The sequence below is a fragment of the Actinoplanes sp. NPDC026619 genome (assembly GCF_040638295.1).
Lineage (GTDB): Bacteria > Actinomycetota > Actinomycetes > Mycobacteriales > Micromonosporaceae > Actinoplanes.
The window spans coordinates 50,806-63,847 of sequence record NZ_JBEZYA010000046.1 but is presented as its reverse complement, the minus strand read 5'-3'; the positions used below and the strand labels follow the sequence as shown (position 1 = coordinate 63,847).

The window sequence follows — 13,042 nt, the reverse complement described above, 5'->3', positions numbered from 1 at the left end:
AACCAAACACGGCCTCAACCTCTACGACGCCCTCGTCCAACTCACGTCCGGCCGACCATGGATCCCCGCAATCAGCTGACCTGATTAGTTACGCGGCCTATACCGAGTGCAGCCGCGATTACGGTTTCTCGCCGCAGCAGGGGCAACTGCTGTGCGTTCTGCGCCCGCAACCGCTCGGCATGGGCGAGCTCGGCGCCGTGCTGGGGCTGGCCAAGTCCAGCGTCACCGGCCTGGTCGACCGGCTCGAACGCCACGGCCTGGTCCGCCGGGAGCCGGACCAGCAGGATTCGCGGATGGTCCGGGCCGTGCTCACCGTCGAGGGCCGCGACGTGGCCGACCGCTTCTTCGAGCAGACCAGCGCCCGGATCGAGCAGTTGCCGGTCACGCTGACGGCGGAGGAGCGGGAGGTGCTCGCCGGCCTGCTCGGCCGGGTCACCGACGCCAACAATGTGTCGGCGATCTTCATGGACTGCTGAGTTCGCACTCCGAACTACTTGTAGTTCGTACCCCGAACCTTTACCGTTCGGGGTGCGAATTATCTGGTGCGGAGGAGTGCGGGCCTGAGTCGTACGGTCGTGGTGGTGGGCGGAGGTTACGGCGGTTCCCTGGTCGCCAAGGAACTCGACGCGACCGCCGACGTGGTCCTCGTCGATCCGCGGGAGGCGTTCGTCAACGCGGCCGGCTCGCTGCGGGCGCTGACCCGGCCGGACTGGGCGGTCAACGTGTTCTTCCCGTTCGACACGCTGCTCGAACGGGGCCGGGTGGTCCGCGACCGCGTGGTCTCGGCCGACCCGGCCGGCGTCACGCCGGCTTCCGGGGCCCGGCTCGACGCCGACTACCTGGTCCTGGCCACCGGCTCCGGTTACGCCTACCCGGCCAAGCCGCACCCGGCGTCGGAGAGCATCGCGGCGGCGCTCGCGCCGCTGACCGCGCGAGCCACGCTGGCGGTCACCGAGCGCCTGAACGTGGCCGGCTACGACCACGTCTACGCCCTCGGCGACCTCACCGATCTGCCCGACCCCAAGATGGCGAGCTACGCGCAGGTGCACGCCCAGGTGGTGGCGGCCAACATCGCCGCGCAGCTGGCCGGCCGCACACCGGAGACCGTCTCCACACCGTCCCCCGACCGGCGGATCCTGCTCCCGCTCGGCCCGCACGGCGGCGCCGGTCAGCTACCGGCCCCGTCCGGCGTCACCGCCGTGCCCGCCGCAACGGTCTCCGAACGCAAGGGCCTAGACCTGTTCACGGCCCGTTTCGCGGCCCGCTTCGACCGCTCCTGGAGATTTCCACGACCCGGGTTCGTCCCACGGCAGCGAGGTCCCCTTTCCTTCCTGCCCTTGGGGAGGGGCCGATGTCAAGGAAACCGGTCCCTCGTGGCCTTGATGAGAGGCCGACATCCTTGAAAAAGGGCTGCCGCGGCACGGCGATTGTCAGCTGGTCGGCGGTGGAGGAGCGACCTGGGCGACGAGGAATTTCGGGGCCATCTCGCAGTAGCTGTCGGTCACCACTTCGGCGATCTCGGTCCAGTCGGTGTGGTCACCGAGGATTACGGCGCCGACATTGCCGCCCCACGGCGCGCGGAAGAACGGGAATCCGCCGACGACGAGGCCGAGCAGGTCTTCGGCGGGCACCCGGAACGTCATCACGGTCGGCGGCTCGCCGTCGATCACATGCTGGGCGTAGACCGGAAAACGGTCCGGGTCCGGCGTGTAGACATGGGCGAACGTCCGCGCCCGGATCCGCCAGCGGACCCCGATCCAGGCCGGTTCCTCGTGTGCCTCGGGCAGCCCTCGGCAGATCGGCCGCAGCCGATCCAGGATCTCCGGTGGCACGTCTCCAGGGCCGGGCATACGCCGACAGTAACGGTCGTCCGCGACCCGCACACCTGGTCGGGAGGTTCCATTCGTCGTCGGACAGATCCGCTGTTGCCTGCGAAAGACTCTGGGCTTCGAGGCGGAACGCCTCCAGCGCGCTGCTCGGAGTCATGCCGCACAAGCTACCAACCGGCGGCGCTCGAAGCGGCGGTCGGCAGGTCGCGGGTGTTGCGCAGCGGGGAGGCCAGCAGGGGGATCAGCGGGATCACGCCGGCCGCGGCCGCGATCCACAGTGTGTTGCGGGCGCCGATCGCCTGGCCGAGCACGCCGCCGAGGAGGGCGCCGATCGGCATCGTGCCCCAGACCAGGAAGCGCATCGTGGCGTTCATGCGGCCCAGCAGGGGCGGCGGGGTCAGGCCCTGGCGGAAGCTGACCTGGGTGATGTTGTTGACCGACACGCATGCCCAGATCACCAGGTAGGCGGCCGCGGCCGCCCACAGCAACCAGCCGCGCTGCGCCGTCGGGATGACCAGTTGCAGGGGTGCGCAGATCGCGATCGGCACCCAGATCGCCGGGCCCTGCCCGATCCGGGTCGCGACGCGGCGGGCGATCAGCGCGCCGGCCAGGGCGCCGACCGAGGCGATCGAATAGAAGACGCCGATGGTGCCGGGTGACAGGCCCAGGTCGCGGGCGAGGAGCACGACCAGCATCGGGGTGCCGGCGGCTGACAGCAGGTTGAAGGTGGAGATGCACAGGGCGATCGCCCGCAGCAGCGGGTTGCCGAAGACGAACCGCAGGCCCTCGAGGATCTCCCGGCCGAGGTGCCGGTCGGGGCGGCGTTCCGGGCGCTGTTCGCGGGCGGCGATGCGGCTGACGAACAGCGCCGAGCCGGCGAAGCTCAGCGCGTCCAGGAGCAGCGCGTACGGGGCGGTGATCAGTTGGATGACGAAGCCGGCCAGGGTCGGGCCGACGATCTGGCTCGTGGCTCGCACGCCCTCCAGTTTGGCGTTGCCCTCCACCAGGTGGCCCGGTCCGACCAGGTGGGGCAGGTAGCTCTGGTAGGCCACGTCGAAGAACACCGTGCACACGCCGGTCGCCACCGCGACCAGGCAGAGCTGAGCCAGGGTAAGTACGCCGAGTGCCCAGGCGGCCGGCACCGACGCCAGCAGGCAGGCGCGGGCGATGTCGCTGACGATCAGGACCCGCCGCCGGCGCATCCGGTCGACCCATGCTCCGGCCGGCAATCCGATCAGGAGGAAAGCCACGGTCTCGCAGGCGGTCAGGAGACCGGCCTCGAAGTTCGTGGCCCGCAGGACGAGCACCGCGACCAGGGGCAACGCGAGCACGCTGAACTGGGTGCCGAGCTGGCTGACGGCGTCGGCCAGGAGGAGATTCCGGAATCCGTGGTCACGGAGCAGGCTCATCGACGGCGATCGTATCGGGGGCGTCGATCAGAAGGGCCCGCGCGTCGGGCGTGACGCTGTCGGCGCGTGTGACGCGGGTCGGGGGCTGTCGGTCGGGACCTGCGCGATCGCCGCCGCGGACGCGGAGTCGACGGCGGCGTAACCGTTCGCCACCGTGACCAGGTTCGCTCCGCACTCGTCCAGGGTCTCGGCGATCGACGCGAACGCCTTGCCCAGCATGTCCCGGGCGTGGTCGAACCAGACCGGTGACTTCGGGAAGAGCAGACTCAGCCACGGCGGCGGGTCGCACTCGCCGAGCATGGCGCTCGCGTTGCGATATTCACTCGCCGCGCTGGGCAAATGGACCCGGCCCGCGTCGTAGATGGCGCCCACGTCCGCCGCGACCGCACCTCCGGAATGCGGTCCGAGTGACGGCTCCGCCGCCAGGTCCGGCCGTTGCCCCGGCTTGATCTTCGGGCTGTCGAAACCCTCGCCGAGACTGACATCCTCGAACAGCTTCTTGGCAAGGGCCGCGTCCTCACGGCCGCAGAGCTGCTGCAGAGTCGAGATGGCGCTCCCGGTGGAGGTCACGATGTCGGCCACCCGGAAACCCTCGACGGCGATCTGATCGGTCGCCGGGGTGCGGTCGGCGGGATGGGTGTCCAGGTCCGTCGCGGCGATCAGGCCCAGCCCCACGATGTTCGCGGCCAGCGACACCGGCCCGTAGAAGCCGGCAACCGTGGCGAGCACACCGGCGACGCCGTAGACGGCCGCGCGACCGTCGGGTGCCGGGTCCGGCGGGAATTCACCGGCAAATCGCGCCGTCGCCACGTCCGCGATCTTTCCCAGGTCCTCGATGGCCTTGAGGGTGCCCTCGTGCCAGCTGCTGACGGCGAAGGAAAGCTCGTACAGGCAGCCCCGTTGCAGTGGCACCCCGTTTTTCAATGGATCGACGTAGCCGTCTCGAAACGCTTGCGCGGCCCCGCCCTCCCACTCCCTGCCGACGACCAGGCCGGTGACCTGATGCATCGGCACTTCGTCGGCATAGGTGATCCGCCCGGTGACCAGGCTCGGTGACCGCTCCTGATCGGCGGAGGCTCCCGGGGACGTGCCGATTGTCCGCATGTCCAGAGGGCCGCCCATGACGAACAATGCGACTGGGTCCAGCGAGTAGAACGACTCGAATCTGGAGCAGAGATCGTCCACGCCGCGCATGGTGTCGTTCCAGATTCGCTGCGCGAGATCGATGTCTATCTGCGGAACGTGCTGTCCGCCGCGAAAGACCCCCGGATCCTCCGCAACCCGGCCGCCGCCGTCGACCTGGAGCCCGATCTCCTCGAACTCGGCGACAAGTTGCCTGCGTGCTGCCTGGCGCAGGCTTGCCAGCCTCGATTCGAGCACGTCGTTGATCCTCATACGGGCGTCCCCTCGCCGCGAACATGGCCGACCAGCCGACCATAGCGAAGGCTGTCGAAGCATGTCGATGTCCTGGAGTCAGGCCCAGGGTGGGGTCGCCGGTCCCTCGCCGGTGGTGATGAGGCGCTTGAGGCTGCCGTTGATGAAGAAGCCCCACGCGCTGGAGCACTGGTCGTAGCACTCGACTGCGGGGACCAGGCCGACGTGTTCGAACGTGAGGCCCTGGGGGCTGATCCGGAAGACCAGGTCGGTGCCGGTCCACTCGGCCGGGTCGGCGGTGAAGGACAGCTTCGCGTCCAGCACGCGCCAGACCACCGTGCGGCCGGGGACCACCTCGGTGACCTTCTGCCGGGAGTAGTGCAGGTCCGCGTACCGGTAGACGAACTCGTCGCCGAGCTGGGCGGCGGTGCCGTCGACCTCGCCGGTCCACCAGCGGGGCACGTCGACGACGGCGCGGAACACCTCGTCCGGGCTCTGGTCGACCGTGAACGACGTACGGAAATTCATCGGGTCTCCTTCTGGATCGCCTCGGCGAGCCGCTTGATCCGGCGTAGCCGGCCGTCCCAGGCTGAACCGACCGATGCGAGCTGGGCGACCGCCCGGCCGAGCTGGGTCTCGTCGACCTCGTAGCGGCGTTCGCGGCCCGCGGGTGTCGCGTGCACCAGCCCGGCGCGGTCCAGCACACCGAGGTGCTTGGCGACCGCCTGGCGGGTGACCGGCAGGTGCTGGCTGAGCCGCGTCGCGGTGCCGCCGCCGTCGAGCAGCAGGTCGAGCATCCGCCGGCGGGTCGGGTCGCCGATCGCCGACCAGAGGGCGTCGTCGATGGAATCGCTCACCGTGCGGACGCCAGCCGGGCCGCGTAGGCCACCAGGCGCGGCAGGAAGTGGTCCCAGCCGCGGGCGTGGTCGGTGTACCACTCCTCGAGGACGGCCGCCTCCCAGCCCTTCTCCCGGAACCCGGTCTCGCTGAACCGCACCAGCGTCCCGGCGCCCGACGGGATCAGGTCGAACGTCACTTTCAGAGGGTTCGGAAAGGCCCAGTGGAACGAGAACCGCCGCGGCGGGTCGGCCTCCACCACGGTGAGCGGGACGATCTTGGACTCGCCGAACGTGATCGTGCCCTCGGCGCCCGGCGCCGGCGTGAGGTCGGCCTCGTCCGGCCACCACTCCCGCAGGTGCTCGGGTGTGCTGATGACCTGGTAGACCACCTCGGGCGTGGCCTCGATGTGGATCTCCCGCTCGATGCTGCCGAACTCCATGCCGCACTCCCGTCTATCGCAACTATTGGTTGCGCATGACCCTAGCGGCGGTGACGAGGAAGCGCAACCATCGGTTGCTTAAAGCTGGCGGTCCAGCCAGGCGTAGGCGGCGTCCTGCATCTCGGCGACGAAGACATGGCCGAGGCCGGGCCAGATCGTCGTGGTCAGGCGATGGCCGGCCCGCTGCGAGTTCCAGACGGCGCGCAGCTTGTCGTGGGCGACGCCGACCCCGGCGGCGGTGAAGAGCGGATCCTCGGCGCCGTCGGTCACGAACATGGGGCGGGGTGCGGCGATCGACGCGACGTCCGGGATGTCGAGGTGGCGCCAGAGCCCCGGATGCAGCATGTAGAAGGCCGACTGGCCGCGCAGCGTGTTGTTGCCCGGCACCATCATCTCGCGCAGGCCGGTCATCCAGCAGGCGGACACCGTCGCCGCGATGTGGTCCGACAGGGCCGCCACCTGCCAGGCCCGGAACCCGCCCATCGAGAAGCCGACCGCGGCGACGCGATGCGGGTTCACCTCGGGCAGCGAGGCCAGCAGAGCCGCCGCCCGCGCGTCCTCCCGTGCCACCAGTCCGGCCAGCGACGACCCGAGGTTGTAGAAGTTGCTCGCCAGCGCCTGCTGGTTGTCGTAGACGAGGCCGCCGCGGTCGCCCCAGCCGAGCGCGTCGACGGCGAGGACGGCGTAGCCGCGGGCGACCAGCTGGGCGCCGACGAACCGGCCGCTGAAGTACTTGTCGGCCCACCCCTGCGCGGACACGCGACGGGTCTCGTCGTACCACGGCTCGATCATCTTTTCCTTGCCGATGTCGAACCGGGCGCCGTGGTCGTGCAGCAGCAATGCGGCCGGGAAGGGCCCGGGACCGTCGGGAACGAGCATCGACGCGCGCACCCGGCTGTGCCGCGTCACGTTGAACAGCAGCAGGCGCTTGCGGTAGCCGTCGCCCGGCTGGTCGTCGACGATCTCCACGTCGAAGGGGGTGGCGTCCGGAGGCTGCCAGAGCAGCTCCTCGACCTTGGCCCGCGCCCGCCGGCGCCACGCCGGGAAGTTTCCCTCGCGCGCCCTCCAGGCCATCGGGAAAGTCAGTTCGGCCTTGAGCTGCTCGGCGAAGACCGGCAGATTGCCGGCATCCACCGACGGGCTCTCGAACCCGGCCGCCGCCCGCGCTTCCGGCAGCCCGGAAAGTCGCGAACCCAGCGCCACCGCCGGCAACGCCATCACCGCCCGACGCTTCATATATTCTCCTCGATCGATGTCTTTGACCGTAGGAGCGCTCCCAGAGCCTGTCAAACGCCGGGCGGCCTAAAGCTGGACGACGTGGCCCACCCGCGGCCGGGTGCGGCCCTCGAGGACCTCGAGCCAGGCGCTGCGCAGGTCGTCCGGGCCCGCGCCGGACTGGACGTCGACCCACGTGCCGGCCACCGCGGCGAACCGCTGCCAGGCCTCGGCGAACCGCGCGTCCAGGCCGTCGAGGCCCCAGTCCTGCCGGCGCTTGCGGATCTGCACCGGGGCGAAGAAGAACTCGCCCGCCTCGGCCATGTTCGGGATCTGGTTGGTGAGCCCGACCGCGATGTCCCGCACCAGGCTGTCGCCGAGGTGCCGGCGCAGGGCGGCGCGGGTGGCGGGCGCGCCGGACAGGTCGAGGTAGGCGGTCGGCTCGGCCGCCAGTTCGCCGATCCGGTCGTACGGCAGGACCTCGTCGTAGCAGCCCAGCGCCCGCGTGAAGTCGACGTTGCCGGGGGAGGCGAGCCCGATCAGCCGGGGTCCGCGGCCGTGCAGCTCGAACGCGGCGGCGTACGCGGTCTTGCTCGACGCCGACGAGAGCAGCACCGACCGAGCGCCGTAGAAGTCGTTGTCGATCACCTGGTCGGCGAGCATGAACGAGGTGAAGAACAGCGGCCGGAAGAGGATCAGCAGGTCCTCCTGGTCGGTCCGGTAGGCCGGATCACCGGTGGTGGAGCGGTACGAGTTGTACGGCGAGGGCAGGTCGGCGCGGTGCGGGGTGGCATCGCGGAAGCCGGTTCGGTCGACCCGGGCCGGCTGGACGACCAGGTGCATGGCCGGCGGCAGGTAGCCGTACACCCGCTGCCCCTCCTCGACGCCGGGCACGTCCGACGTGACCACCTCGGCGAAGCCCCACAGCGGCACGAGCCCCCACGCCGGCCCGATCCCGCGCGGCTCGCCCGGGAAGAACTGCCAGTAGCGCATCGACTCGCCGAGCACGGCATAGGTCACGTTGTTGGCGGTGAGCCCGACCCGATCGACGCGCAGCAGCGCCTCGCCCGCGCCGATCTCCGGCACCGGCCCGTTGACCAGGGTGGTCCGGCCGATTTCGTCCCGCGCCACGGCGAACGTCCAGGAATTAGGCATGTGGTGACGCTAGATAGGGTGGTCGGGGCCGAACAAGTGCACTGCCAGTGCAAAATTTCACGAACTGACAAAGAGGCAAAATCAACTGATGGATGACGTACGCCTCCGGCCCCTGCTGTTCGATGACTGGCGGGCCGTGCACGGGTGGGCCAAGCTGCCCGAGTCCTCCCGCTACCAGGGATGGGGGCCGAACACCGAGGCGGAGACCCAATCGTTCGTACGGGAGGCGTCGGCGCTCTGGCACAGCCGCCCGCAGACCAGCTTCCCGCACGCGATCCTGGCCGGCGACGACGTCATCGGCATCGCCGACCTGCACGTCCGCAGCGCGGTCGCGGGTGAGATCGGCTACGGCATCCACCCCGGCCGGTGGGGCCACGGCGCGGCCACCGCAGCCGCCCTCGAACTGCTGCGGCAGGCGTTCGGCGCGCACGGGCTGCACCGGGTGTACGCCACCTGCGACCCGCGCAACCTCGCCTCGGCCCGGGTCCTGGTCAAGATCGGGATGAGGTACGAGGGACGGATGCGCGAGACGATGCGGATCGACGACGGCTGGCGCGACTCCGACCTCTACGCCATCCTCGAGCAGGAGTGGCGTTCCTAGGCTTGTTTCAAAAACGGCCGTCGTCGCCGAGTGCGCGGGTGAGCGACGCGGCGTAATCCTCGGCGAGCGTGATGCTCTCCACCGCGATCGCCATCCGGCCGCCCGGGGTGATCCGGCCGCCCGGGCGCAGGCGCTCGCGGATCTGGAGCATCGCGGACAGATGATCGTCCAGCTGGTTCAGCACGAAGACCGACAGATCAGGTTCCGTGTCAAGCGTCATCTGGTCCGGCTCCCCACCTGGCTCTTGTGTCCTGATCCATCTTCGGTCAAGACTCCGGCCCCGGCGGAGGGAAACCGGTTTTCCGTCGGCGTCCGGCCCCTGACCAGGCTCGTCGCCGATCAGCGGGCCTGATTTATTTAACGCCGAATGGACGCCCGGTTAACTGCCGGAATTCCATTCTCCGGGTGGTCAAAGAATTGCACGTGTGCATTACCTTGGCGGCGTGCCCGCAGTTCTCGAGGCGACTCGTTCCTTTACCCGCCGGGCCACCCGGCCCGAAACTCCCGCCCGGCTGCGCCTGTGGGTCGCGGCCACGATCGCCACCGCCGCTACCCTGCTCCTGACGCTCAGCCTGCTCATGGCCCGGGCGCAGGAGCAGGTCCGGATCATCGGCGACGAGGCCGCGCCGCAGGCCGCCACCGCCGCCGACCTCTACTTCGCACTCAGCGACCTGGACGCCCAGGTCGCCCGGATGGTGCTGACCGCCGGCGACGACGACCTGGCCGGCAGCCAGATCGACGCGCTCGGCACCTACCAGGAGCGCAGCCGTCAGGTCGACGCCGACGTGCAGCAGGCGCTGGCCACCGCGACCGACCGGGCCGCCGTCGCCGAGCTGGCCACCCACCTGGCGGTCTACCGCGAGCGGGTCTGGCAGACCCTCACCGCCGGTGACGCCGCCGCCGGCTATTACACCCAGGCCACCAACGTGCTGCACCTCGACCTGCTGCCGGCCGCGCAGGACCTGCGCGACCGCAGCACGGAACGGCTTTCCGACGCGTACGCCCGGAAAAGCGCCACCGAAGCGTGGGCCGTGACCCTGGCCGTCGTGCTCGGCGCCGCGCTGGTGATCCTGCTGTTCGCCCTGCAGGTGTGGCTGGCCCGCCGGTTCCGGCGGGTCCTCAGCCCGGCCCTGCTCGCCGCGACCGTGCTGACCGCCGCCGTGGTCGTCCCGGCCGTCGCCGTGCTGCTCACGCAGAGCGCCACACTGTCCGCTGCCCGCGACGACAGCCTGGCGCCGTTCCTGGCGCTGTCGCAGGCGCGGGCGATCAGCTACGACGCGGCCGCCGACACCAGCCGTTTCCTGATCAGCGACAACCTGGCCTACTACGACGACGACTTCCAGCGGAAGTCGGCGTGCCTGGTCACCGGCTCGGCCTGCGACGTCCCGGGTGGCCTACCGGCGGTGACCGGTGGCCCGGACGTCAGCCCCTTCGGCCGCGACCAGGTGCTGACCCGCTGGCAGGCCTACCAGAAGGACCACGAGCGGATCGTCGGCCTGGCCCGCGGCGGGAAGAACGAGGAGGCGGTCGGCGCCCTGACCGGCATCCGCCGCGGCGACGCGTCGTTCGACTTCGCCTACTTCGACGCCGCCGTCGACGACATCGCGTCCGCCCGCTCGGCCGCCTTCGGCCAGGCGCTGCGCGACTCGAAGACCCTGCTCGCCGGGTGGTCCTGGATCCCGGTCGCCGGGCTCGGCCTGGTGATCGTGCTGATCCCGCCGGCCGTCCGCCGCCGCTTCGCCGAGTACCGCTGAGGGGCCATGATGAAGCTTCGCGCGCTGGGACTGATCGCTCTGCTCGCGCTGGCCGGCTGCGACTCGCCCCGGTCCGAGGCGGCGCCGGCGATCGGGTGCGCCGGCGGGGAGATCGCCGGGCAGGGGTCGTCGGCGCAGGCCAACGCGGTCAGCGCCTGGATCCGGAACTACCAGGTGAGCTGCGCCGACGCCACGGTCGAATACGCCAGCGTCGGTTCCGGGGCCGGGCTGGCCGCGTTCATCGGCGGGACCGGCGACTTCGCCGGGACCGACTCGCCGCTGTCCACCGAAGATCGGCCCAAGGCCGACGCGCGCTGCGCGGGCGGCCCGGCGATCCACCTGCCGATGGTGGCCGGGCCGATCGCGCTGGCCTACAACGTGGCCGGGGCCGGCGACCTGCGGCTGGCGCCGGACACCGTCGCGCGGATCTTCACCGGACGGATCACCTCGTGGAACGACCCGGAGATCGCCCGCGACAACCCGGGGGAGTCACTGCCGGCGACGCCGATCCGCACCGTCCACCGATCCGACAGCTCCGGCACCACCGACAACTTCACGAAATTCCTGGCGGCGACCGCCGCGGCCGACTGGCCGCACGGCTCCGGCAGCGCGTGGCCGGCGCCCGGCGGGCTCGCGCAGAAGGGCAGCAACCGGGTGGTGTCCACGATCGAGCGGTCGGACGGCGCGATCGGCTACGTGGAAGCCTCCTACGCCCGCTTCCACCACCTGCCGACCGCCGCCGTCGGCAACGCGGCGGGGGAGTTCGTCGCGCTGACCGACGCGGCGGCCGGCCGGATGGTCGGCGGCGCGAAGATCACCGGCACCGGCGGCGACCTCCAGCTGGCGATCGACTACCGCAGCGGCACGACCGGCGCCTATCCGCTCGTCCTGGTGACCTACGAGGTGGTCTGCAAGACCGGAGCAAAACCCCTGGTCAAAAGCTTCCTGGCGTACGCGTCGAGCCCGGCCGGGCAACAGGCGGCGACCCGTCTCGGCTACGCCCCGCTGCCCGACGCCCTGCGTGACCGGGTCGCCCAGGCGGTCGCCGCGCTCTGAATCACCCGTCCGAGGCTCGGCAAACCACCGAACGAGCGATGCCCGGCGGGTTGACCACCGGGCATCGCTCGTTCGGCCGTCGGCCGGGAAGAACCGTCAGACGTCGAGACCGACGAGCAGCTTGGCCCGCTCCGGCCAGGTCGGCAGGGTCGGCGCGATGCGCAGGCCGGCGCCGCTGATCGCGGCCTTGAGGGTGACCACATCGGAGTCGGCCAGCTGGCGGAACGTGGTGATGCCGGCGGCCGCGAGGGCCATCGCCATCTTCGGGCCGATGCCGGTGATCTTGGTGAGGTCGTCCGGCTCGGCGATCGCGACGGCAACCGGGGCCGGGGCGGCCTCGACCTGCTCGGGCTCGGCAGCTCCGGGAACCTCGGCGGCGGCGACCAGCTCCGGCTCGGCGACCACGGCCACCGGCTCGGCGGCGACCGCGATCGGCACCGGGGCGGCCTCGATCGTCGGCTCCTCGGCAACGCCGGGAACCTCGGCGGCGACCGGCTCGGGCTCGGCGGCGACCGGCGCCGGCTCCTCCTCGACGGCCAGCTCCTCGGCGGCGGCCGGCGTCGCGGTGACGGGCTCCTCGGTGGCCGGCTCTTCGACGGCGACCGGCTCCTCGACCACGACGGCCTGCTCGGCGATCGCGGCCTCGGTCTCGGCGGGGGTGGACTCGGCGACCGGCTCGGCCTCCGTCGTCTCGACGGCGGGGGCGGCCAAAACGGCCTCGGGCGTAGCAGGGACCGGGGTGGTGGACTGCGTGTCGGCGGTTCGGCGTCCGCGCAGGAGCCAACCGCCGAGCGCGCCGATCACGAGCCCGGCGACGAAAAAGAGAAACGAAGCCATGACGGGCCTCCGGGACAATGAGTGCTGCGGATGTAGCGCGCATGTTTGCACATCCGCTTGTTTGCGCACCATGAGGGTCGCGGCCCGGCGCGTCACAATTCGGTGCCGCGCTCACCTGCCGTCATCCCGCGATTACCGGGTGCCCGATTCGGCGACCGTAAGCTCCCGTTTAGACCAGCCCGTCGAGCTCGGCGGGCGCTCGCATCCGCCATGCGTCGGTAATGAGTTCTTCCAGACGCGCGACCGCCAGCTGGGAAAGCCGGGCCATGACCAGCGGAAGGCCGTCGTATCCGGGCGTCGTGAAGAACAATTCCGGCTCGCCGAGCACCAGTGCCTGTTTTTCCGCCTCGTCACCGACAAAGAGCACCGCGATGTCGGTGCGGATCACCCGCGGCTGTCCCGGCCGACGCTCCGGATAGGACCACACGAATCCTTTGTTGCCCACCCGGAAGTCGAAGCCGTCGCTCTCGAGTTCCACCACCTGCGGCAGCGCGAGCGCCAGCCGCCGCACGTCCCCGGCGTCCGCCATCGGA

At 70.8% G+C, this 13,042-nt stretch carries 16 protein-coding genes; 5 read left to right on the top strand and 11 right to left on the bottom strand.

What is annotated here, in order from left to right; all coding sequences use genetic code 11:
- Both AB0E90_RS48730 and AB0E90_RS48725 read left to right on the top strand, forming a co-directional pair.
- Positions 1-476: MarR family transcriptional regulator (locus AB0E90_RS48730; protein ID WP_360420152.1), on the top strand; the 476-nt coding region annotated here is incomplete at its 5' end.
- A 105-nt stretch (positions 477-581) separates the two neighbouring features.
- Positions 582-1,403 carry a hypothetical protein gene (locus AB0E90_RS48725; RefSeq protein ID WP_360420150.1) on the top strand — a complete coding sequence of 274 codons (822 nt, stop codon included), beginning with the start codon at positions 582-584 and terminating at the stop codon, positions 1,401-1,403.
- Positions 1,404-1,430: 27 nt separating this feature from the next.
- Here AB0E90_RS48725 and AB0E90_RS48720 read toward each other — a convergent pair whose 3' ends face one another.
- From AB0E90_RS48720 to AB0E90_RS48685, 8 genes are all read right to left on the bottom strand, one after another.
- Complete coding sequence (locus AB0E90_RS48720; RefSeq protein ID WP_360420149.1) at positions 1,431-1,850, bottom strand: MmcQ/YjbR family DNA-binding protein; 420 nt, start codon at positions 1,848-1,850, stop codon at positions 1,431-1,433.
- A gap of 146 nt (positions 1,851-1,996) precedes the next feature.
- Positions 1,997-3,238 (bottom strand): MFS transporter, encoded by a 1,242-nt coding sequence (locus tag AB0E90_RS48715; RefSeq protein WP_360420147.1) that lies wholly within the window; start codon positions 3,236-3,238, stop codon positions 1,997-1,999.
- A gap of 27 nt (positions 3,239-3,265) precedes the next feature.
- Positions 3,266-4,633 carry a hypothetical protein gene (locus AB0E90_RS48710; protein WP_360420145.1) on the bottom strand — a complete coding sequence of 456 codons (1,368 nt, stop codon included), beginning with the start codon at positions 4,631-4,633 and terminating at the stop codon, positions 3,266-3,268.
- Between the two features lie 78 nt (positions 4,634-4,711).
- Positions 4,712-5,140 carry an SRPBCC domain-containing protein gene (locus tag AB0E90_RS48705; protein ID WP_360420143.1) on the bottom strand — a complete coding sequence of 143 codons (429 nt, stop codon included), beginning with the start codon at positions 5,138-5,140 and terminating at the stop codon, positions 4,712-4,714.
- Positions 5,137-5,469, bottom strand: a complete 333-nt coding sequence (locus AB0E90_RS48700; protein ID WP_360420141.1) for a metalloregulator ArsR/SmtB family transcription factor — start codon at positions 5,467-5,469, stop codon at positions 5,137-5,139. The genes AB0E90_RS48705 and AB0E90_RS48700 overlap by 4 nt, the downstream gene beginning before the upstream one ends.
- Entirely contained in the window at positions 5,466-5,891 is a 426-nt protein-coding gene (locus tag AB0E90_RS48695; RefSeq protein ID WP_360420139.1) for an SRPBCC domain-containing protein, read from the bottom strand. The genes AB0E90_RS48700 and AB0E90_RS48695 overlap by 4 nt, the downstream gene beginning before the upstream one ends.
- A 78-nt stretch (positions 5,892-5,969) precedes the next feature.
- Positions 5,970-7,127: an alpha/beta hydrolase family protein gene (locus AB0E90_RS48690; RefSeq protein ID WP_360420137.1), complete on the bottom strand. Its 1,158-nt coding sequence runs from the start codon at positions 7,125-7,127 to the stop codon at positions 5,970-5,972.
- 66 nt (positions 7,128-7,193) lie between these two features.
- On the bottom strand, positions 7,194-8,261 hold the full coding sequence (locus AB0E90_RS48685; protein ID WP_360420135.1) for a DUF2855 family protein: 1,068 nt from the start codon (positions 8,259-8,261) through the stop codon (positions 7,194-7,196).
- A gap of 88 nt (positions 8,262-8,349) precedes the next feature.
- Here AB0E90_RS48685 and AB0E90_RS48680 point away from each other — a divergent pair, with 88 nt between their 5' ends.
- Positions 8,350-8,862: a GNAT family protein gene (locus AB0E90_RS48680; protein ID WP_360420133.1), complete on the top strand. Its 513-nt coding sequence runs from the start codon at positions 8,350-8,352 to the stop codon at positions 8,860-8,862.
- A 7-nt stretch (positions 8,863-8,869) separates the two neighbouring features.
- Here the strand turns inward: AB0E90_RS48680 and AB0E90_RS48675 are convergent, their stop codons facing one another.
- On the bottom strand, positions 8,870-9,082 hold the full coding sequence (locus AB0E90_RS48675) for a hypothetical protein (protein ID WP_360420131.1): 213 nt from the start codon (positions 9,080-9,082) through the stop codon (positions 8,870-8,872).
- Positions 9,083-9,305: 223 nt separating this feature from the next.
- Between AB0E90_RS48675 and AB0E90_RS48670 the strand changes: the two genes are divergently transcribed.
- Together AB0E90_RS48670 and pstS are read left to right on the top strand one after the other, a co-directional pair.
- Entirely contained in the window at positions 9,306-10,616 is a 1,311-nt protein-coding gene (locus AB0E90_RS48670) for a hypothetical protein (protein ID WP_360420129.1), read from the top strand.
- Between the two features lie 6 nt (positions 10,617-10,622).
- The gene (pstS, locus tag AB0E90_RS48665; protein WP_360420127.1) at positions 10,623-11,672 is read left to right on the top strand and encodes a phosphate ABC transporter substrate-binding protein PstS; all 1,050 of its coding nucleotides are present in this window, start codon (positions 10,623-10,625) and stop codon (positions 11,670-11,672) included.
- A 96-nt stretch (positions 11,673-11,768) separates the two neighbouring features.
- On the opposite strand, the gene AB0E90_RS48660 is transcribed toward pstS, so the two are convergent.
- Positions 11,769-12,509 (bottom strand): helix-hairpin-helix domain-containing protein, encoded by a 741-nt coding sequence (locus AB0E90_RS48660; protein ID WP_360420125.1) that lies wholly within the window; start codon positions 12,507-12,509, stop codon positions 11,769-11,771.
- A gap of 169 nt (positions 12,510-12,678) precedes the next feature.
- On the bottom strand, positions 12,679-13,038 hold the full coding sequence (locus tag AB0E90_RS48655) for a hypothetical protein (RefSeq protein WP_360420123.1): 360 nt from the start codon (positions 13,036-13,038) through the stop codon (positions 12,679-12,681).
- Between the last annotated feature and the right edge of the window lie 4 nt (positions 13,039-13,042).